General features: G+C 51.8%; 14 protein-coding genes and 2 pseudogenes. 3 read left to right on the top strand and 13 right to left on the bottom strand.

Going from position 1 to position 19,272, the window contains the following annotated elements; genetic code table 11:
* From Q8Q07_07100 to nrdR, 9 genes are all read right to left on the bottom strand, one after another.
* Window positions 1-725: aldehyde ferredoxin oxidoreductase N-terminal domain-containing protein (locus tag Q8Q07_07100; GenBank protein ID MDP3880049.1), on the bottom strand; the 725-nt coding region annotated here is incomplete at its 3' end.
* A gap of 217 nt (window positions 726-942) precedes the next feature.
* Entirely contained in the window at window positions 943-2,811 is a 1,869-nt protein-coding gene (locus Q8Q07_07095; protein MDP3880048.1) for an ABC transporter substrate-binding protein, read from the bottom strand.
* Between the two features lie 188 nt (window positions 2,812-2,999).
* A complete protein-coding gene (locus Q8Q07_07090; protein ID MDP3880047.1) occupies window positions 3,000-4,784 on the bottom strand; it encodes an aldehyde ferredoxin oxidoreductase N-terminal domain-containing protein in 1,785 nt (594 codons plus the stop codon).
* 2 nt (window positions 4,785-4,786) lie between these two features.
* On the bottom strand, window positions 4,787-5,314 hold the full coding sequence (locus Q8Q07_07085) for a 4Fe-4S dicluster domain-containing protein (protein ID MDP3880046.1): 528 nt from the start codon (window positions 5,312-5,314) through the stop codon (window positions 4,787-4,789).
* A gap of 67 nt (window positions 5,315-5,381) precedes the next feature.
* Entirely contained in the window at window positions 5,382-6,080 is a 699-nt protein-coding gene (locus Q8Q07_07080) for an isochorismatase family protein (GenBank protein ID MDP3880045.1), read from the bottom strand.
* Between the two features lie 104 nt (window positions 6,081-6,184).
* Window positions 6,185-8,065, bottom strand: coding sequence for an ABC transporter substrate-binding protein (locus Q8Q07_07075; protein MDP3880044.1), 1,881 nt, complete (start codon window positions 8,063-8,065; stop codon window positions 6,185-6,187).
* Between the two features lie 370 nt (window positions 8,066-8,435).
* The gene (locus Q8Q07_07070) at window positions 8,436-8,993 is read right to left on the bottom strand and encodes an NYN domain-containing protein (protein MDP3880043.1); all 558 of its coding nucleotides are present in this window, start codon (window positions 8,991-8,993) and stop codon (window positions 8,436-8,438) included.
* Window positions 8,994-9,009: 16 nt separating this feature from the next.
* Window positions 9,010-11,586: a vitamin B12-dependent ribonucleotide reductase gene (locus tag Q8Q07_07065; protein MDP3880042.1), complete on the bottom strand. Its 2,577-nt coding sequence runs from the start codon at window positions 11,584-11,586 to the stop codon at window positions 9,010-9,012.
* A gap of 90 nt (window positions 11,587-11,676) precedes the next feature.
* Window positions 11,677-12,180 carry a transcriptional regulator NrdR gene (nrdR, locus tag Q8Q07_07060; GenBank protein ID MDP3880041.1) on the bottom strand — a complete coding sequence of 168 codons (504 nt, stop codon included), beginning with the start codon at window positions 12,178-12,180 and terminating at the stop codon, window positions 11,677-11,679.
* A gap of 248 nt (window positions 12,181-12,428) precedes the next feature.
* On the opposite strand from nrdR, the gene Q8Q07_07055 reads away from it, so the two are divergent.
* Window positions 12,429-13,634: a DUF401 family protein gene (locus Q8Q07_07055; protein ID MDP3880040.1), complete on the top strand. Its 1,206-nt coding sequence runs from the start codon at window positions 12,429-12,431 to the stop codon at window positions 13,632-13,634.
* 136 nt (window positions 13,635-13,770) lie between these two features.
* Here the strand turns inward: Q8Q07_07055 and ftsZ are convergent, their stop codons facing one another.
* The 4 genes and pseudogenes from ftsZ to mraZ all read right to left on the bottom strand — a co-directional run bounded on the left by ftsZ (window position 13,771) and on the right by mraZ (window position 17,769).
* Window positions 13,771-14,904 carry a cell division protein FtsZ gene (gene ftsZ / locus Q8Q07_07050; GenBank protein ID MDP3880039.1) on the bottom strand — a complete coding sequence of 378 codons (1,134 nt, stop codon included), beginning with the start codon at window positions 14,902-14,904 and terminating at the stop codon, window positions 13,771-13,773.
* Window positions 14,905-14,968: 64 nt separating this feature from the next.
* Window positions 14,969-16,192 carry a cell division protein FtsA gene (ftsA, locus tag Q8Q07_07045; protein ID MDP3880038.1) on the bottom strand — a complete coding sequence of 408 codons (1,224 nt, stop codon included), beginning with the start codon at window positions 16,190-16,192 and terminating at the stop codon, window positions 14,969-14,971.
* Between the two features lie 216 nt (window positions 16,193-16,408).
* A pseudogene (rsmH, locus tag Q8Q07_07040) lies at window positions 16,409-17,332 on the bottom strand (16S rRNA (cytosine(1402)-N(4))-methyltransferase RsmH).
* A gap of 11 nt (window positions 17,333-17,343) precedes the next feature.
* The gene (mraZ, locus tag Q8Q07_07035; protein ID MDP3880037.1) at window positions 17,344-17,769 is read right to left on the bottom strand and encodes a division/cell wall cluster transcriptional repressor MraZ; all 426 of its coding nucleotides are present in this window, start codon (window positions 17,767-17,769) and stop codon (window positions 17,344-17,346) included.
* A gap of 317 nt (window positions 17,770-18,086) precedes the next feature.
* On the opposite strand from mraZ, the gene trmD reads away from it, so the two are divergent.
* The gene (gene trmD / locus Q8Q07_07030; GenBank protein ID MDP3880036.1) at window positions 18,087-18,833 is read left to right on the top strand and encodes a tRNA (guanosine(37)-N1)-methyltransferase TrmD; all 747 of its coding nucleotides are present in this window, start codon (window positions 18,087-18,089) and stop codon (window positions 18,831-18,833) included.
* Window positions 18,834-18,865: 32 nt separating this feature from the next.
* A pseudogene (gene rplS / locus Q8Q07_07025) lies at window positions 18,866-19,189 on the top strand (50S ribosomal protein L19).
* Window positions 19,190-19,272 lie beyond the last annotated feature (83 nt).

Here is a 19,272-nt window from a genome sequence, read left to right as displayed (position 1 = left end):
TGACCAAACCGGTCATAGATCTGCCGCCGGACAACACCGGTCCTTTCCAGGATTGTCTGGCTCAATTCCACAAGCCGGGCAGGATCAGCCACATTGACGTCCCTCGTACCGTGAACGACGATTGCCTTTAACCTCTTGTCTCCCATGATGGCTCCGGCCCCACCACGACTGGCGCTGGCGCCGGGACCATGCTCGATACTGGCCGAGTAGACCCGGTTCTCGCCCGCCTGGCCGATACAGAGGATTTCAATTTCGTATTCTTCCAGCTCTTCACGAAGGATTTTCTGGGTTTCACGGGTATTCTTACCCCAGAGATGACTGGCATCGCGCAGCTCCACCCGGTCATCATCTATCCACAGATAGACCGGGGTCGGAGACTTCCCTGAGAGAATAATGGTGTCATAGCCGGCAAACTTCAATCTGGGGGCGAAGTATCCGCCGAGCACGGAATAGGAATGGATATCCGTTACCGGTGATTTGTAGGTAATGGTAGCACGGTTAGCGCTGGGCGCCATGGTACCGGCCAGCACGCCCGCGCCCACAATCAGAAGGTTCTCAGGGGAGAAAGCGTCAACCTCCGGAGGGACCCTATCCCACAGTATGCGGGCATTAGTCCCCTTGGCTCCCAGGAAAGTACTGAATATTTTACGGTCAATCTCTTTTTTTTCGATATTACCGCTGGATAAATCAATTTCTAAATTAGTTCCGGCCCAGCCGTAGAACATTTCTCCTCCTCCTTAAGATTGGTATTCCCGGGTATTTTATGAGAGCTTCAGGCTATCATCAACCATATTAATATGATACATCTGCCTCGCATTTCCTGTCAATAAAGCGAGGGTATCTGTGGTTGGTTGCTTTAGCTGCTTTACAGAGTTAGTCGAATGGCAGGAACCACCCGGGTGGTTCCCTGCCGCTTGCTCTGATCCCGCCGTCAATTTGAGCCTAGTACCCCATTGACCGCTTGAGATCCTGGTCAATCCAGATATACTTGGTAAAACCAAAGTTATTAGAAGTACCTAGCACATACTCACCATGGTAATTCTTTAACCAGGGCCACCACAGAGTATAGGTATATGCTGTCGGGAAATCGACCACATAAGCTTGCTTAGCAATGTAATTATAGGTCTCTGCCGCTATCTCATAAGCCTTGTCGTCGTTCAGAAATACATATCTGGCGAATTCGTCAATACCCTGATTAATTACCGGGTCGTCAAGCACATACGTATTACTCGGCTCGCCTGGTCGATAGCTTTCCCAGCTATAAAGTGAGCCATCACCAACACCACTATATACAGCATCTTTGTGCGTCTTACCTGCAGAAATAGATGAGAAAACAGCGTGCTCCCTCACATCTATTATCATATCAATGCCGATTTTGGACCAGTATTCTTGGATTATCATTAAATCATCAATATAGGTCTGTTCACGAGCACTTACAAGCACTTCCATCTTGAAACCATCGGAATATCCAGCTTCAGTCAGCAGCTGTTTCGCTTTTTCCGGGTTATATACATAACGCTCCCGGTACTCTTCAGGCCACTCCTCAAACGGTCGGTCTACTCCCATACTAATCCAAATCCGGAAAGACTGTATCGGGTAGTCAGTTGGCAAACCATTACCTTGATAGTAGTCCCTCACTATAGCTTCGCGGTCTATTGCCATATTCAACGCCTGTCGTACCCTGATATCAAAATAAGGGGCCTCCGGCCGGTCCATTCTAAATCTTACGCCGTAGGGAGACCCGGGGACATTCTTCTTTGACAGGTTACGAACGCTTGTCTCTAAACTAGCAACATCCTCTAACAGAAGTGTATTCGTCCCCTCGCCAATAAGGTCAATCTTACCGGTACGAAATGCCGCCAAACGCGTAGACTTATCTTTTATGAGGAAAAACTTGATGCCATCAGGGTAGGGTAACTGGTTATCTTTCCCCGGGCCAACAGGGTCCGTCTGCCAGTAATTAGGATTCCTGATGAAGGTGCCGGTACTATCAGGAACAACATCCACCAGCATGTATGGTCCGGTACCAACAGAGTTTCTCCAGTCCAGCATATTGCCGTATTGCTGATATACATCACGGGGCAATATGAGTAAAGAGCTAGCCATTCTCTGGAATATGCCGGGTAAGTATCCTCTGGTTACCTTGACGACCACAGTGTATTTGTCAGAAGCTGTGATCGCTACCGGCCGTTCCACCGGATTAGAGTACCGTATAAGGTACGGAGCCTTGGGCGCCTCATACATCGAGTAAACAGAAAAGACCACATCTTCGGCATCTAGCTCCCGGCCGTTAGCTAGGCGGCTCGCCTCACTGTTTGGGTTAAGGCCGTAATGGACTCCTTTGCGGATGTGCCAAATGATGGTCTCCTCATCAATAACTTCCCAACTCTCCGCCAGATTAGGTTGAAGATGTTTAAGAATAGGTGTATAGGTGAGCCAGTCATTCTCATTGCTTCCCGCCGCACCCTTGGTCCAGTCCCCTTCCATCAAGTTCTCGTTAGTTTGAGCCAGTGACAGCAACCCGGCTGGACTACTGGTGTGTTTAATAGGGTCAAAGATTGGCCCAAGTCCTGCTATCGGAGCAACGTTTAATACCCCGCCATATTTGGGCGCTTCTGTTGTTGGGGCTGCTGGCGCGGTTGGTGCGGGCGTTATGGGTGCCGCCGGTGTGGTTGGCGTAGCGGGTGTAGTGGGCGTGGTTGGTGTTGTCGGTGTGGTTGGTGTTGTCGGCGTGGTTGGAGCGCATGATGCCATCACCAGTGATGAAACCACCAGACCACTCATTAATAACCAACCAATTTTCTTTCTCATCCCTTTCTCCTCCTTCAGGTCAGCTATTGCAGATGACCATTCTTACTTTCCTAGAAATTCGATATGGGGAACAATATATACTGTAATGCAAAAAATATCAAGGAAAACAAGATGGATATTGAAAAATCAAGCAAATAGATGTTTTATCTAAGCAAAATGAACAATGCATAGGGGACAGATAGACAATATTATAGCGGTAATATGCCGCGGCGATCTAAATCATCAGCTACGTCTCTCAGTCCCAGGGACTCGAGTCTTTCCCTGCTTGGTATCCCTGTTTCCGGGTCACAGCCGTGCTGCCGGTAGTACTCATCAAGCATCCTGTCATATTCCTCAAGGCTAAAACCAAACCCGGAGTAGTCATAGTAGGGATGCTTCCTGCCGTACTTTAACTGGAAATGGAAGGGGTATGGATAGTCATCTACTCGCCTTATTCCTTCTCTGGCATTGAAAGCCCTCGCCAACAGAAGTTCCCGTTCCGTTGCGTTAACCAGGTCGGCGACGGTAAACTCCACGCCGGTAGCCAATGACAGGAGCCTGGCGAAATCATCCATGTGTATGCCGCCTTCCTCAGAAGCTATCGCCCACTTGCATGTTCCGGTCATATCACAGAGGGCGTTTATAGCCTGCCGTGGCGCTTCACCCATCTGGTGGTCGCCGCCGCGGGTAGAGACGGAAAGACCAAAGGCGGCTCCGATATTTTCCATCTCCTCAATGCGGTAGTGATAGCCTCCTTTGACATGCGGGGATTCTTCTTCCAGTCCTTTTCCAAGTCTTTCGGCCACCCCGCGGGGCCAGGGGCTTAGGGTTTCTCCGAAACCTTCACGATAGGCTACCTGATGAAGGACCTTCAGGATTACCTCTTCGTCACCCCAGGTTAAATCAAGCCCGTCAGTGTCCTCCGGCGTGAGAACCCGTCTTTCATAGCGCTTCATTGCCCACCATAATGCCTCTGCCAGGTGACTGACATTTACGCCCAACTGGTCACATAAATTATTGTATTTTACCGCGAAGCCCGGGTCCTTGATTTCAAGTCGCATCAAGCGGCCCCGGGGCCCGCCTTCAATGCTTTCCCCGGTGACTCCCTGGTGTCTTCCGGACTTGACATGATGAAACTGGGCGCAATGAAGGTGACAGCCAAAGCAGCTTATATTTTTCTCATAGTGTTCCGTAAAAGCGGTATGGTGCAGGGGGTTTGGCGCGCCCTTCCAGATTTCCGGGTTCTGTACGAAGCCTATCGTCCCCCAGGTGCTGCGGCTTTCATACCTTGGATCACTCCTGGCCCGGGCTGTCAGTTCATTGCAGAGTGAGATGAACTCCTCCGGTTTTGCCAGTCTGACTTCCCGGTTACCGTTGACAGCAACTGCCTTGAGGTTCTTGGAACCCCAGACAGCGGCGATACAGAAGTTAGAGGCAGCACGCCCCAGGTTTCCGATAAGCGCCGCGTAGTTGGACATATTTTCTCCGGCGGGACCGATCTTCAGCGTCTGGATATCAGGGTTATTCAGTTCCGCTCTAATCGTTTGCTGTGTCGTCCAGGTATCTTTTCCCCAGAGATGTGAGGCATCCCTGATTTCAACGTGGTCATCATTGATCCAGAGATAGACCGGCTTCTCCGCTTTGCCCCGGATGACTATCAGGTCATAGCCCGCCAGTTTCAGCTCTGGACCAAAAAACCCGCCGCCGCTGGAGCGAACGTAGATTCCGGTGAGGGGCGATTTGCTGATGACATTATACCGGCTGGTGCCCGGGGTGATAGTTCCGCTCAATACGCCATTACCGATGATGACGACGTTCTCCGGTGACAGGGGGTCAACTTCAGGGTCGACCTCATCATAGAGTATCCTGGCGCCAAAACCGCAACCGCCAATATAGTTCCTGGCAAACTCCGGAGATAGCTCCTCAATGTAGACCTTCATACTGGTCAGGTCTACATTGAGGATGGTGCCTGCCCAACCATACCATTCAGTCATTTCTATTTCCCCCTTCCATTTCTTATCGCGGCAAACCTCTTCTCCGAGGCGGTCTTGCCCATGCCCTGCTTTAATAAGCGGCGCTTCCAGTCGTCTTTTCCGCTTAAGGCTTCCGGTTCGGCTTCCTGGTAGTGTATTATTCCCACCGGACAGACCCTGACACATACCGGGTCGCCATTACACTGGTTACATTCAAATATCTTGCCCGTGACCGAGTCCAGGGATAGCGTCCCGTAGGAGCAGGCCTCCAGGCAGAGCTTGCAGCCCTTGATGCACTTCTCCAGGTCATGGCTGACGATCCCCGTATCTTCATCCCGGCTGATGGCGTCTGCCGGGCAGACCAGCAGGCATTCCGGCTCCAGGCAGTGCTGGCACATCTCCGGTACGCATAGCCCTTTCTCTTCCTGCTTTATCACCCTGACCGCGGAGTGACTGCGGCTGAAGGTCTGCGTTCTCTGGAAGGAACAGTGCAGCACACATAGCTCACAGCCGGTGCACGGTTCATAGTCTACAAAGAGTACTTTGCGCATTTGCCCTCCTTTGCTCAAAACGAGAATTTTCCCTCCTTCTACTATGTGATTCTGGCAAGTGTGGCTATCAATCTTTTCTTACCTTACCCACATAGTCCAGGGCTTCTTCTACAGTAATGACAGTAGCATACTTGGCGTTCATATCGAAGAGGCTGGTTAGATGCGATAGCTCGAACCTATCAAAAACGCATTCCTCCACGACAAAGCAGGGATAACCACAGGCCCAGGCCTCAACAACGCTGGCGCGTACACAACCTGACGTGGTACAACCGGCGACAAGCAAACAGTCTACACCCATCGTCTTCAAACAAGATTGCAAAGCCGTTCCATGGAAGACATTAGCCTTGGTCTTATGTATCACTAACTCTGATGGCAGGGGTTCAATTGCGTCAACGATTTCATTTCCATGCAGACGCGCCTGAAGGTTCTCCCTGTTTCTTGAAGGGCTTCCTCCCTTCGTGGCCCCGCTACAAAACTGCAAAGTCACCGCATCGTTAGCCGTAAATATCACCGGAATCGCTTTAGTACGGCAAGCACTCAGTAACTTCTGGATGCTCTCCAGCGCAGTCCAGGCTGCTTCACCGCAACTGGGACTATATTCATCAACCGCTTTCATTACCGGCATCGGCTTTGAGCCTACAAAGCTCCGGGTAACATCGATGATAAGAAGAGCCGGATTGATGCCGTAGGCTTGTTTGGCTCCATATCCCAGTTTCTGGAAAAGCCGGTAATCGGTTTCCGGAAAGACCTCTTCCCAGCGTCGCATTGTCAATACCCCCTAAGTTGAAATCCAGCAATTACAATCGTACCAGAGAAAAGAGGGCGGGAAAAATCTCTCTGCCCCCTCTCCTCTATATATTACGGAATTGCTCAGTAACCCATGGACTTCTTCAATTCCTGGTCAATCCAGATGTACTGAATAAAGTGGTGGTTAGTACTTCTGCCGAGACTGACATCTCCATTGTGCAGTTTTACCCACGGCCACCACATGTAGAAGGAATGTGGCGCCGGGAACTCGATGTTCCAGGCTTGCTCCAGAGCATACGCGAAGAAGGGCTTAAGTATCGCTTCAGCCGCGGGTCTATCTGATATCGCGAGTGGTTTAAACTTTTCCCAGGCCTCGTTTGCTACCGGGTCGTTAATGCCATTTATGTTTGGCAAATCATCGGGCGCGAAGTACTGAAAAGCAAAGGGCGAAATGCTGGTTACGGTAGTAAAAGCGGCATTATTCTGGTTCCTGGCCTGTGTCAGAGAAAGGAATACTCCCCGTTCCTTAACATCGATTACCAGTTCAACACCCACCTTGGACAACTGGTCTTTGAGCACTGACAAGTTATCGACGTATGGTGCCATAGTTACTACTTCTATCTTAAGCCCGTTGGGATAGCCAGCCTCAGTCAGAAGCTGTTTTGCCTTGTCCGGGTGGTACTCAAAAAGCTCTCTGACACTGGCTGGCAGTTCTTCAAGCGAAGTATGCATCCCCATGTATTCCAGGTTCGGCATAATAGGATAATTGGGCAGCGTGGACCTGCCGCCGTACATATCCTGCATTATCGTCGGCTGGTCTATCGCCAAGGCGATTGCCTGCCTGACCCGCACATCGTAAGAAGGTAGAGCGGGGTCATTCACCTTAAAACGCAGGGCCTCGGGACTCCTGATGATAATCGGCATCGCCTCTATCGGCGTTGTCCTCAGCAGGGGTTCTGCCTGTTCCAGAGGAACGGGACTCTTACCACCTCCGCTATGGTCAATCTTGGCTGTCCGTAATGCCGCCATACGTGTGGACAGGTCCGGAATAATCAGGAACTTTACACCGTCTATATAGGGCATGGTGTCCTCCGGGAAGAGGGGGTGCTTGCCCCAGTAATTGGGGTTTCTGATAAAGGTGGCCGCGCTTCCCGGCAGATAGTCTGTTATCATGAACGGGCCGGTGCCAACATGGTTCCTCCAGTCCTTCATGACATCATCTCCATATTTCTGGTATGTTTCCGGAGGATTGGTCATCTGAAACATACCTAAAGGCAGTTCCGCCATGAGGTAGGCCCCGCTTTCCAGCCCCGGCTTGCTCTTCAGAACAACGGCATATTTGTCCGGGGCTGTTATTGATACAGGCCTTTCTTCCTCATGGGTCCTGGGTAATGCCCAGCTTTTGGGATGCCGGTACATGCGCTCAAGAGCAAAGACAACATCGTCGGCGGTTAACTCTCTCCCCGCTACTAACCGACTGGCTTCATTGCCGGGGTCAAGTGCCCAGTGTATCCCCTTTCGGATATTAAATACAAGGGTCTCATTGTCAACAAATTCCCAGCTTTCTGCCAGTTTACCAACATAGAATTCCACTATGTCTACGCTACCCCACCAGCTTACTTCCTCGGTACCTAGGGGTCCCTTGAGAAAGTCTCCGATGGTGAATCTCTCATGGGTGAGTGTGAGTGTCTCGGTGTTATAAGGATGTTCAAGGGTCGCATCAAGATTCCGCGTGTCCTGGTCGAGGGCAATAGTAAATGTACCGCCGTAGCGGGGCTTTTCTACTGTTCTACCCAACGAGTCCTGTACCATCTCAACACCGGGCGTCGTTGGTGTTGTCGGGGTCGTTGATGTAGCTGGCGTCGTCGGCGTAACCGGTGTAGTCGGTGCGGTTGGTGTTGCCGGTGAAGTTGGCGTCGTCGGGGCTGCCGGGGCGCAGGCTGAAAGCACCATGGATAATACTACCATGCAACTCACCATCAACCAGACGGTTTCCCTTTTCATCCTTTTTCCTCCTTCTAAGGGATAATTCCCCCTTTGCTACTCTTTTTTGTTAATAGTTCAGTCTGCTACCTGGCTTGATTATCAGGGGGGATTCAGGACAGGGAGTTCTATCCTGTCATTTCAACCGGAAAGTGGTATCGTACAGCATTCCGGTTCCCTGATGTGGCAATATTGAAATAGCAATTCGCACTATTAATGTTAGAATATAGGTTACAATGAAATAAATATCAAGGAAAACAAGATGAATATTGAAAAATCGAGCAAAATAGGCATTCCGCAAGCAAAACGAACAATGCACAGGGGACAGATAGACAATTCTGCAAAGACCGCCCTCACGGACAGAGAATGTGTCCCGAACGGCCTTTGATTTTTACTTAAGCATACCAGCTACTTTCCAGCAGCCCCTTAAGAAACGCCCGTCGATGGTTATTACCTTATCAGCGACCTCCCTTAGCGGACGGGAGGTGCGCTCCTTGCCGAACAACGCTACTTCCACATTTTTACCATTATCTTTGACCGCCTGCAGGGCGCCTACATAATCGCTATCCCCGGCAACAAGGATAGCCTCATCATAATTATTCTTAAAGCTGTGGGTAAGCAGGTCTGTGGTCAACTGGATGTCAACCCCTTTTTCATAAGGCGGGGCATTGGGCCAGTTCATGTAAACCAGGCGCCCCAAACGCAATTCGCAATAGGGGATAGCACTGACGCTGTCAAAGAAGGCCTTCTGGTTCCGGTAGCGTTCCGGCTCCTCTTTCTGCCCCACCCGGGCATTATAATAGTAAATCCGTATCAGACGGCGCTTTCCCAGGAGTTTCATGGCGAACTTGCCGATGTCAATATCAGTTCTGTGAAAATAAGCCTTCAGGGAATGGTACAGGTTGCTGCCATCGATGAATATCATCACCCGTTCTGTTTTATCAGGCATATTTCAACTCCTTCTACTAACACTTGGTATAACCGCAGCCGGGGCAAATGAAGCAGCCTTCCTGGTAGACCAGCAGACCGCCGCAATCAGGGCACTGCCCGGCCACGTTCCTGACCAGGCCAGGGGCGGCTGGCAGTTTACTTCCGGTATTGCCCTGCGGATCACCATTATCGCCGGCGTCCTCCCGTATATGCTTCTCCAGGACACTGGCGATAGCATCCGCGCAGGAGAGCACCGCTTTACCCTCTTCCCAGGCGATGGACGGACAGCGGATACCACGGAGTTGCTTGACCACCTTGGTAACATCTACTCCGGCTCTTAGCGCCAGGGAAATGAGACGGCAGCTTGCCTCAAGCTGAGCTGAAGCGCAACCACCGGCTTTGCCCAGGGTAGAGAAGACCTCACAGATACCCTGCTCATCGGAGTTCACGGTTACATAGATATAGCCGCATCCGGTGGTCACCCTCTCGGTAACCCCTGAGGTCACCTTTGATCTCTTGCGGGGAGCGATACCGGCCGCTTCCGCTTTCTTCTCCGCCTGGCCGGTACTTAGCGGTTGTGCTTCACGGCTCCTGTCCCGGTAAATGGTAATTCCCTTCAGTCCCAGCTCATGAGCCATGGTATAGACCCCGGTGATATCTTCACGGGTAGCCTGCTGAGGGAAGTTGACCGTTTTCGAGACGGCGTTATGGGTAGACTTCTGAAAAGCAGCCTGCATCCTGACGTGCCATTCTGGAGCTATCTCATGGGCGGTGACAAATACCCGTTTAATGCTATCCGGCACGCCGTTCATATCACTGAGGTGAGCCCCCTCACCCAGCCGCCGCATAAGCTCCTCAGAATAGCAGCCCTCATTTCGGGCAACTTCTTCAAAAATAGGATGCACCTCAATCATGTGAGCGCCGTCCAGTATATTGTGGATATAGCTGAGGGCAAAAACCGGCTCGATACCGCCGGAACACCCGGCGATAATGCTCAGGGTACCGGTGGGAGCGATAGTGGTGCGGGTCGCGTTCCTGACCCTGACCCCGCCGGGGCGGTCATAAACGCTGCCCTCGAAGGCGGGGAAGACACCCCGCGTCTCTGCCAGTTCTCTGGAAGCTTCAGTGGCTTCACGTGATATGGCCGCCATCACTTTTTCCGCCGCTGACAGAGCCTCTTCCGAGTTGTAGGGAATACCCAGCCGTATCAGCATATCGGCAAAGCCCATCACCCCCAGCCCGATCTTTCTCGTTTTCCTGGTCATCGCTTCTATTTCCGGCAGGGGGAACTTATTAACATCAATGACGTTGTCCAGAAAGCGGACCGCCGTTCTGACGATCCTCGACAGCCTGTCATAGTCAATTTCATAAGTGCCGTTATTCTCCCGCACCATCCGGCTGAGGTTGATTGACCCCAGGTTGCAGGACTCGTAAGGAAGCAGGGGCTGCTCGCCACAGGGATTGGTGCTTTCAATCCTGCCCAGATGCGGGGTGGGGTTGTCATCATTTATGCGGTCAATGAAGATGACACCGGGGTCGCCCGTTTTCCAGGCCATATCTACCAGCCGGTCGAACACCTCTCGGGCATTAAGGCTGCCCGCTACTTCCTTAGTCCGTGGATTGACCAGGTTATAGTCAGTACCGGCTTTGACCGCTTCCATAAATGCGGTGGTTACCGCTACGGACAGATTAAAGTTGGTCAGGGAGGTCAGGTCATCTTTGGCCGTGATGAACCTCAGGATATCAGGATGGTCAACATTGAGGATAGCCATATTGGCGCCGCGGCGCATGCCGCCCTGCTTGATAACATCGGTGGCACTGTCAAAAGCCCGCATGAAGGAGACGGGGCCACTGGCGACACCGCCCGTGGAACCAACACGGTCGCTCTCCGGCCTCAGCCGGGAAAAGGAAAACCCGGTGCCGCCACCGCTTTTATGGATGAGGGCAGTGTACTTCACCGCATCGAAGATAGATTCCATCGAATCTTCCACGGGAAGCACAAAGCAGGCGGAGAGCTGCCCCAGTTCCCGTCCCGCATTCATCAGAGTCGGGGAATTGGGCAGGAAATCAAGACCGGTCATCACCCGGTAGAATTCCTCCTCCACCGCCGCGCAATCAGCCTCAGGGTCATAAAGAAGCTCAGCCTCGGCAATCGCCTTAGCCACACGACGGAACATCGCCTCCACGTTCTCAATGACCTGTCCCTGTTTGTCCTTCTTCAGATAGCGCTTTTCCAGGACACGTAGCGCATTCTCACCAATCTCAATGCCAGATGCCGCGGTAACTTCCGGCCTGGGCCGGGTGGTTGGTTCCGTCATTGGTTTAACCTCCTCTTGCGGGGCTGGTTCTCCAGCCGCCATGATTTCTTTGACAATAGCCTGAATTTCAGAACGGGTGGGTAGTCGCCGTTGCCGGCGGTGAGAAGGAATGACCAGGTCTTCCATACCGGGCAGGGTACGCGGCTTTTCCAGTCGCTCAATCACCCGGCTGGTAAGCTGCTCTATCTTGTCCTTATCCCGCAGACCCATCGACTCCGCATCAGCCACCACGGCACGCAAAATTTCCGTCCGATTCAGGGATTGACCGTCTCTTTCGTCACTATTATCGGGCATGATATACTCCAGAACTCTTCTTATTTTATCCCACTCTATTCTTTCTCAAAATCCCAATCCCCCAGCCCCACACTTCCTCCCGGAAGTCAATCAAAGCTCCTGGACCGGAATCAGTGACAGTTGATTCGCCAGGCGCGGCGCTTTAGTTTCATTACTGACCAGACTGTCTATTTCTTGTTTCAGGGCGGTGATATCGGCAAAATCCCGGTAGACACTGGCAAAACGGATATAAGCGATGTAGTCCAGCTTCTTCAATCCGGCCATCACCATATCACCAATGACGGTGCTGGGGATTTCCGCCTTACCCATCCGGTAAAGCCCAACCTCAATATCATCAACCAGTTTATCAACAGTACCGGTAGGCAGCGGACGTTTCTCGCAAGCTTTACGGACGCCGGTTAACAGCTTGTCTTTACTGAACTCCTCACGCCTCTGGTCTTTCTTGATAACAAAAAGACTGGCAGGCTGCGGCCGCTCATAGGTGGTAAAACGGGCCTGACAGCTCAAACACTGACGCCGGCGGCGTATCCCGTCATTGACATCACGAGAATCGATAACCTTAGAATCGTGATAACCGCAAAATGGACAGTTCATCTTCAGGCTCCACAGCATATAGCATAGTAAAGATAAAATACCACAACATGTAGTGTCTGTCAACCCCCTTTGCCAGGTTTTTTTATACGGCTCGATAGCACAATAACGGTAGTGAGGTTTCGCTTTTGACAAACCATCCCGCCAGCAGCTAGAATAGTGACTGATTTGCCGCAGCCTGTACCGTACCATTTCGTTACTGGAAGCATCAGCACTTTCAGACACCATCTGAATTTTATGCGAGATAATAGATGACGATGAGTTCCTCACTGGCGCTACTGGTATCTATCGCCGGAATATTAGCCCTTTTGAGGCTGAAGATTCATCCCGGGCTGGCCATTTTCGCGGGCAGTCTCATTATTTCCCTGCTGGTCTTACCGCTAAACTCAATACCCGCTCACATGCTGCAGTCTCTGCTTGACCGGGAGACGCTACGGCTACTGGTAATAATCGGCAGTGCCCTGACTCTAAGCAGCCTGATGGAAGAAAAAGGCTTGCTGTCCCGCCTGGCTTCCACGATGGAAAGCATCGGCCCTAAGGCCGCGCTACATTTGATACCGGCGGTCATCGGGCTTGTCCCCATGCCTGCCGGGGCGCTGGTCTCGGCTACGGCTTCACGGGACCTGGTAAAAAGAGTAGGTCTTAACCCCGAGCAAAGCACCTTCATCAATTTCTGGTTCCGGCACATCTGGGAATTCTCGATGCCCATTTACCCGGCAATTATCATCACCAGCGTAATCCTGTCTCTCCCCCTTTTTACCGTGGTAAAAACTCTTGCCCCGGTGAGCGCTCTGGCAATTATAGCGGGCGGCGCCGTCAGCTACCGGATACTGAAGAATATACCACCGGTGGACGCAAAACCGACCAAAAAAATAGTCTACAACCTGCTCCGGGCTGCCTGGCCTATTTTACTGCTTGTACCGTTAATTCTGCTGGGAATGGATGCAATGCTCGCCTTTCCACTGACGCTGCTACTCCTGGCGGTGCAGCAGAGAGCTAACTGGCCTGAATTAAGAAAGTCTCTAAAGTATGGAGCAGACGTTAAAATCCTCTTCATGCTCTACGCCATAATGCTCTATAAAGCGACGATAGAAAGCTCGGGAGCGGCCAGCGTACTCATCACCGATATGCAAACCATCGGGCTGCCAGCGGCGGTTATGCTGGTAGCGTTACCTCTGCTCATCGGTCTGGCCACCGGCATCAGCATGGCCTTTGCCGGCATTACCCTGCCCCTGCTGATTCCCTACATTCTTACAGACTCAGGACTCAATACCTACGCCCTGCTGACCGCTTACGTTAGCGGCATGATGGGCCTGCTGCTCTCCCCCCTGCACCTGTGCTTTATCCTCTCCGCGGCGTATTTCCAGGCTAACCTGGCCAGGATGTATCGCTACCTGCTGCCCCTCACCATGACGATGGAAGCCATCGTCATCTCTATCTATCTCATCACCGCCTGATTTTCAGATATCCCTGCCCCATTGCGGAACAGCATCTCCTGACTTTATTGGGAACCCTGCCTAAACAAGAAGGCTGTAGAGTTTGGGGACTCTACAGCCTTCTCAAAGGAGGGGGCACTAAATTTAATGTGGAATTCTAAAGAAATGGGCTTTGCTGCGGCGCTTTTGTCTGTTTAGCCGGTGAAGGCACCATCTGACGGCGCTGGTCGAACATAGGACGGCGCAGGAAAGATGGGACATCCAGCTGGTCCTCGCTCCCGCGCAGACCGCTGAGGAATTCTTTGATCTCCTTTTCCTTATTCAGACCGGCCATTCCATTTTTGTTGATAAAGCCCGTAGCAATCAAGGTGATCTTGAGGTCTTTATCCATTGAAGGGTCATGACCAACCCCGAAAATGATATTAGCGTCAGGGTCGACCGCCGCTTTGATCACTTCTGCCGCCTCATTAACCTCAAACAGGGTGAGATTTGTACCACCAACAATATTGAAGAGAACACCCTTGGACCCTCCGGCAGAAACATCCAGCAACGGACTGGCCAGGGCGTCTTTGGCGGCATCTACGGCCCGGTTTTGACCTGAACCCCTGCCGATGGACATCCAGGCCGGACCGGCATCTTTCATCACCGCTTTAACATCCGCAAAATCAAGATTAATAACTCCGGGAACGGTAATAACCTCGGAGATAGCCTGGACACCATGTCTGAGCACATCATCAGCCATCTTAAAGGCATTATCCACCCCTGTCTTATGGTCGCAGAGGTCAAGCAGACGGTCATTGGGTATAATAATAAGCGTGTCAACCTTGGTCAGTAATTCGGCGATGCCTTCTTCGGCAACCTTACAGCGGTGTGTTCCCTCGAAGCTAAATGGCTTGGTAACCACCGCAATTGTGAGAGCCCCGCTCTGCTTGGCTATTTCCGCGACCACGGGAGCCGCGCCGGTCCCGGTGCCGCCACCCATACCGGCAGTGACAAAAACCATATCAGCCCCGGCGACAGCTTCCTTAAGCTCGTCACGGCTCTCCTCAGCCGCTTTGTGCCCAAACTGATTGTCACCACCCACACCCAGTCCCTTGGTTAGCTTCTCCCCGAGTTGAATCCGAATTGGCGCTTCGGTCAGTGCCATCGCCTGGGCATCAGTATTCATGGCAATGAACTCAACACCATGAATCTCTTCTTGAACCATACGGGTTATCGCGTTACAACCGCCACCACCCAGCCCGATAACCTTAATTTTAGCCGGATTAGGAACGAAACTTGCTCTCGCCATATTCTCCTCCTTTCCTCCTTACTTACTTTGTTTTATTTTCTAATTTTTATTCACGTATCACTGTCTAACCAAATAGTTGAAAGACACGGGAAACCAAACGCCGCCAGCCGCCACCGAAGCCCCTGAATTTCCCGCCCTGCTCACCCTGGTGTTTGGCTCCCCAGAGCAGGAGACCGACACTGGTAGCATAGGCTGGATTACAAAGAGCATCAGTAATCCCGTAAATGTTATTTGGGGAACCCACTCTGACCGGGAGACGCAATATATCCCGGCCCAGTATATCTATGCCGGACAGGTTAGAGCTACCACCGGTCAGTACCAGGCCCGCCGGGACCAGGGCTTCATATTCAGACTCGGAGCGCGGTAGCTCAAGCAGGATAAGTCTCATAATCTCCTCGACACGCGCCCGGACAATGTCGCACAGGTCCTGATAAGACGCTCCGTGCCCATCTTCAGCCATCACATTGCCGGAATCTGATTTGCCTTCGTACACAGGCATAACACTGGCATGCATTTTTTTCATCTCTTCAGCTACTTCAAACGGCAATCCCAGGCCAATGGCAACATCCCTGGTAAGCTGATAGCCGGCTACCGGCAGAATAGCGGTATGCCAGATACTGCCATCTTTAAATACGGCAATGTCCGTGGTACCACCACCGATATCAGCCAGTATCACACCGACCTGCTTCTCATCTTCAGTCAAGATAGCTTCGCTGCTGGCCAGAGGCTCAAGAACCATGTCCTCAATATCAATGCCAATACCCCGAATACACTTGGCCAGGTTCTGAACGGAAGCAACAGCCGCGGTAATGACATGAGTCTCCACGTCCAGCCGGAAGCCGTGCATTCCCACCGGGTTCTTGACTCCGGATTGTCCGTCAACCGCGTAACCTCGTGGAATAACGTGAAGCAATTTTCTGTCACCGGGGACCTTGACGCTCTGGGCAGATTGCATCACCCGCCTCAAGTCCTCTGGCCGCACCAGCCGGTCATTACGGGTGATGGCAACTACCCCCCGGTTATTCAGTGAGGCAACATGCCTTCCGGTGACACCGACATAGGCTGATTCTATTTTATACCCGCTGGATTGTTCTGCTTTAATCACTGACCTGCGGATTGACTCTCTGGCGTCATTGATATTTACCACCAGTCCTTTGTGTAAGCCATTAGACGGGGTAATACCCACACCAGCCACACGCAGGGACCCGCCGTCATTTATCTCAGCGATAGTGGTGCATATCTTGGTGGTACCAACATCAATAGAAGCTATAGTAGTCTGCTTGCCCATTTAATTCCTCCTTACCAGTTAGTTTCTCTCCTTTTTTGATTAACCCGATTTTCACATCTGATGCCCCCTTTCTCGTACTCTCCGGTAACTTAAAAATCAAACGGCCAGAAAAGTCTGGCGCAATTTTTTCAATAAAAATGGCCTCCGCCAACCATTAATTTCTGCCTCCGTTGAAGAACACAACCGCTCCACCAGCTTATTATGCTCATCCTGAGTAACAACACGCTCGGCGGCTCTCAATCTGGCACTGCGGCTACGCGGATTCAATCGGACCTCCTCCGGAGAAGGGGTAATCACTTTTCTATTGATTAACCGCAGCCGGGCAGTATGCCCGCAAACACAGGTAGGTATGCCCGGAGGGCAGATACAATCCCTGGCTTCCTGCTGCATAAACTGTTTGACGATGCGGTCTTCAAGGGAATGATAGCTGATAACCACCAGCCTGCCCCCAAAACCAAGAAGCTCCACCGCCTGCTTCAGGGTTGATTCCAGGTGTTCCAGCTCCTGATTGACCGCGATTCTCAGCGCCTGGAAGGTCTTGGTAGCGGGATGGATCTTGCCCCTCCGGCTGCCATAAACTCGCTCTACCAAGCGGGCCAGTTGAGCGGTAGTTTCTACCGGACGCTCCTGCACAATCCGGTGAGCAATCTGCCGGCTGTACCCTTCTTCACCGTACGTCTTGAGCAGATAGGCGAGCTCCTTCTCCGGATAGGTATTGACGACATCGGCAGCGGTCATCTCCTGGTCAGAGTTCAAACGCATATCCAGCGGAGCGTTCCGCTGGAAACTGAAACCGCGACTACTGCTGTCCAGTTGAAGAGTAGAGAGTCCCAGGTCAAGTAAAATACCATTCACCGGGGAAAAGTCATGCTTGTAACAAATAGCCTGCAGATTAACAAAATTATCGGTAACGAGCAGAGCGGAACTGGCATAAGATTCCAGCCTTCCCCGGGCTATTTCTATCGCCTCGGGGTCAGCGTCAATACCCAGTAGCTGCCCACCGGGTGAGCTGTGTTTCAGGATAGCAATCGCGTGCCCGCCACCCCCAAGAGTACAATCGATATAGCGGCCACCAGGCTGAACAGCGAGTGCCTCAAGTGCCTCTTCTACCAGAACAGGGATATGAGATGACGCTACCATGGTTTGACTCATCAATGCCGTTCTAGACTCTCAATAATCTGCCAGGCCTGTTCCTGGCTGATAGTTTTCTCTTCTTCCCACTGCTCCCGGTTCCATAGCTCCAGATAGGTATTCGCTCCGGCAATAACCGCATCATCTTCAATGCCGGCATATTCCCGTAACGGAACGGGCAGAGGGATTCTCCCCTGCCCGTCAATGTTCAGAGTGAAGGCGGTAGCAAAAATAGCCCGGTTCAGCCTTCTCAATTTGCTGGGGGTAACCGAACCGGTAGTTAGAGTATCCGCCAGTTTCTTCCATTCAGATACGGAATAGATATTGATACATTTTTCCACCCCTGGCGTCAGTACCACCCCGTCCTTGAGTTCCCGCCTGAACTTGGGCGGAATTAATATCCTCCCCTTCTCATCAATCTTATACTCGAATTCCCCCAAAAACATTACCAGCTCCAGAGGATAGAACTATTTACCACTTTTAACCACTATTTACCACTTCTCACCATTTTGAGACATAATTTTCCATTTGTCAAGCCCCCTGGCAAAAATTTTTTTAGATTCCTGGCAAATCCTCTATTTTCAGGCCGCCCTCAACCAGAACCGGTGACGAATTAACCTCCAGAAAACACTAAAACAGTCCCTGAACGGAAGGGCTTTCTCAACAGCCCTTCTCTGTGCTAGAATAGGAGAGTGTTTTTAGCTGCCAATGAACGTTGAAAGCAATTCAGGAAATGTGACCTCAGAGACCCAAAGGACAGTCAATGCGAATTAACATTTTGACCCTGTTCCCCGAGATGTTCCAGAGTCCCCTGAGCAGCGGTATTTTCAAGCGCGCCGCCGACCAGGGACTGGCTAGTTTCAACATCCGTAATATCAGGGACTGTACCCATGATAAACATCACACAGTTGATGATTATCCCTACGGCGGCGGCGCCGGTATGGTACTGAAACCTGAACCTATTTTCGAAGCAGTAGAAACGCTAAAAACAGAAATACAACCCGAAGGAGAAAATATATTACCGATTATTCTGCTTACCCCGCAGGGCCGGCTCTTTTCCCAGCGGATTGCTCAGGAGCTATCAGGATATCGTCAGATAATTCTTATCTGTGGCCATTACGAGGGCATTGACGAACGGGTAGCCCGGTACCTGGCCACTGATGAGATCAGCATCGGCGACTATGTCCTCAGCGGCGGCGAGCTGCCCGCCCTGGTAATCGCCGATGCCCTCTTAAGGCTGGTGCCGGGGGTGCTCGGCTCAGAAGCCTCAGCGGAGGATGATTCTCATTCCAGCGGACTTCTCGAATACCCGCAGTACACCCGTCCCCCGGTATACCGGGACTGGGCTGTTCCTGAAATCCTTCTCTCCGGAAATCACGCCCGGATTGCCCGGTGGCGGCGCGAGCAGGCAATTCTCCGCACGCTGGAACGCCGCCCGGAGCTACTGGCTTCGGCCAGTCTGAATTCAGAGGAAAAACAAACGGTCGAGAGGCTGAGACAAGCACGGTAAATAACGCTAAATAAACATAATGGAGTTTTGGAATGAATGTTGCATCACTGGTCAAATCAAACCCTAAAATCCCAACCCTGGCCCCCGGCGACACGGTAAGAGTCAGTACCAGGGTTATCGAGGGAGACAAAGAACGAATCCAGGCCTTTCAAGGAGTGGTAATCGGGATACGGCGCGGCGGGGAGGGCTCTAACTTCACGGTGAGACGCGTCACCTACGGGGTCGGTGTTGAGCGCACCTTCCCCTTCAATTCACCGCGTGTGGAAAAGGTGGAAGTCATCAAACACGGTAAAGTACGCCGTGCCAAGCTTTATTACCTCCGCGGACTGAGCGCTAAAGCCTCCCGGATTAAGGAGAGACGGCTAAGCCCGCAAGCGCTGGAACGGGAAGAAGCGCTGAGACTGGAAAGAGAACAGCAAGAAGCATTGCTGCCGGAGTT

It is taken from the genome of Dehalococcoidales bacterium, from assembly GCA_030698765.1.
Classification (GTDB): Bacteria; Chloroflexota; Dehalococcoidia; order Dehalococcoidales; family UBA2162; genus JAUYMF01.
Note: the sequence above shows the minus strand (reverse complement) of the source record. Positions and strands in the feature narration are given on the sequence as shown.

Excerpts from the sequence above, each read along its gene's own strand:
- Q8Q07_07075 (MDP3880044.1), bottom strand. The coding sequence starts at position 8,065 with ATGAAAAGGGAAACCGTCTGGTTGATGGTGAGTTGCATGGTAGTATTA.
- Q8Q07_07095 (MDP3880048.1), bottom strand. The coding sequence starts at position 2,811 with ATGAGAAAGAAAATTGGTTGGTTATTAATGAGTGGTCTGGTGGTTTCA.
- Q8Q07_07065 (MDP3880042.1), bottom strand. The coding sequence starts at position 11,586 with ATGCCCGATAATAGTGACGAAAGAGACGGTCAATCCCTGAATCGGACG.
- trmD (MDP3880036.1), top strand. The coding sequence starts at position 18,087 with ATGCGAATTAACATTTTGACCCTGTTCCCCGAGATGTTCCAGAGTCCC.
- ftsA (MDP3880038.1), bottom strand. The coding sequence starts at position 16,192 with ATGGGCAAGCAGACTACTATAGCTTCTATTGATGTTGGTACCACCAAG.
- ftsZ (MDP3880039.1), bottom strand. The coding sequence starts at position 14,904 with ATGGCGAGAGCAAGTTTCGTTCCTAATCCGGCTAAAATTAAGGTTATC.
- Q8Q07_07070 (MDP3880043.1), bottom strand. The coding sequence starts at position 8,993 with ATGCCTGATAAAACAGAACGGGTGATGATATTCATCGATGGCAGCAAC.
- Q8Q07_07055 (MDP3880040.1), top strand. The coding sequence starts at position 12,429 with ATGACGATGAGTTCCTCACTGGCGCTACTGGTATCTATCGCCGGAATA.
- Q8Q07_07080 (MDP3880045.1), bottom strand. The coding sequence starts at position 6,080 with ATGCGACGCTGGGAAGAGGTCTTTCCGGAAACCGATTACCGGCTTTTC.
- mraZ (MDP3880037.1), bottom strand. The coding sequence starts at position 17,769 with ATGTTTTTGGGGGAATTCGAGTATAAGATTGATGAGAAGGGGAGGATA.
- Q8Q07_07085 (MDP3880046.1), bottom strand. The coding sequence starts at position 5,314 with ATGCGCAAAGTACTCTTTGTAGACTATGAACCGTGCACCGGCTGTGAG.
- Q8Q07_07090 (MDP3880047.1), bottom strand. The coding sequence starts at position 4,784 with ATGACTGAATGGTATGGTTGGGCAGGCACCATCCTCAATGTAGACCTG.
- nrdR (MDP3880041.1), bottom strand. The coding sequence starts at position 12,180 with ATGAACTGTCCATTTTGCGGTTATCACGATTCTAAGGTTATCGATTCT.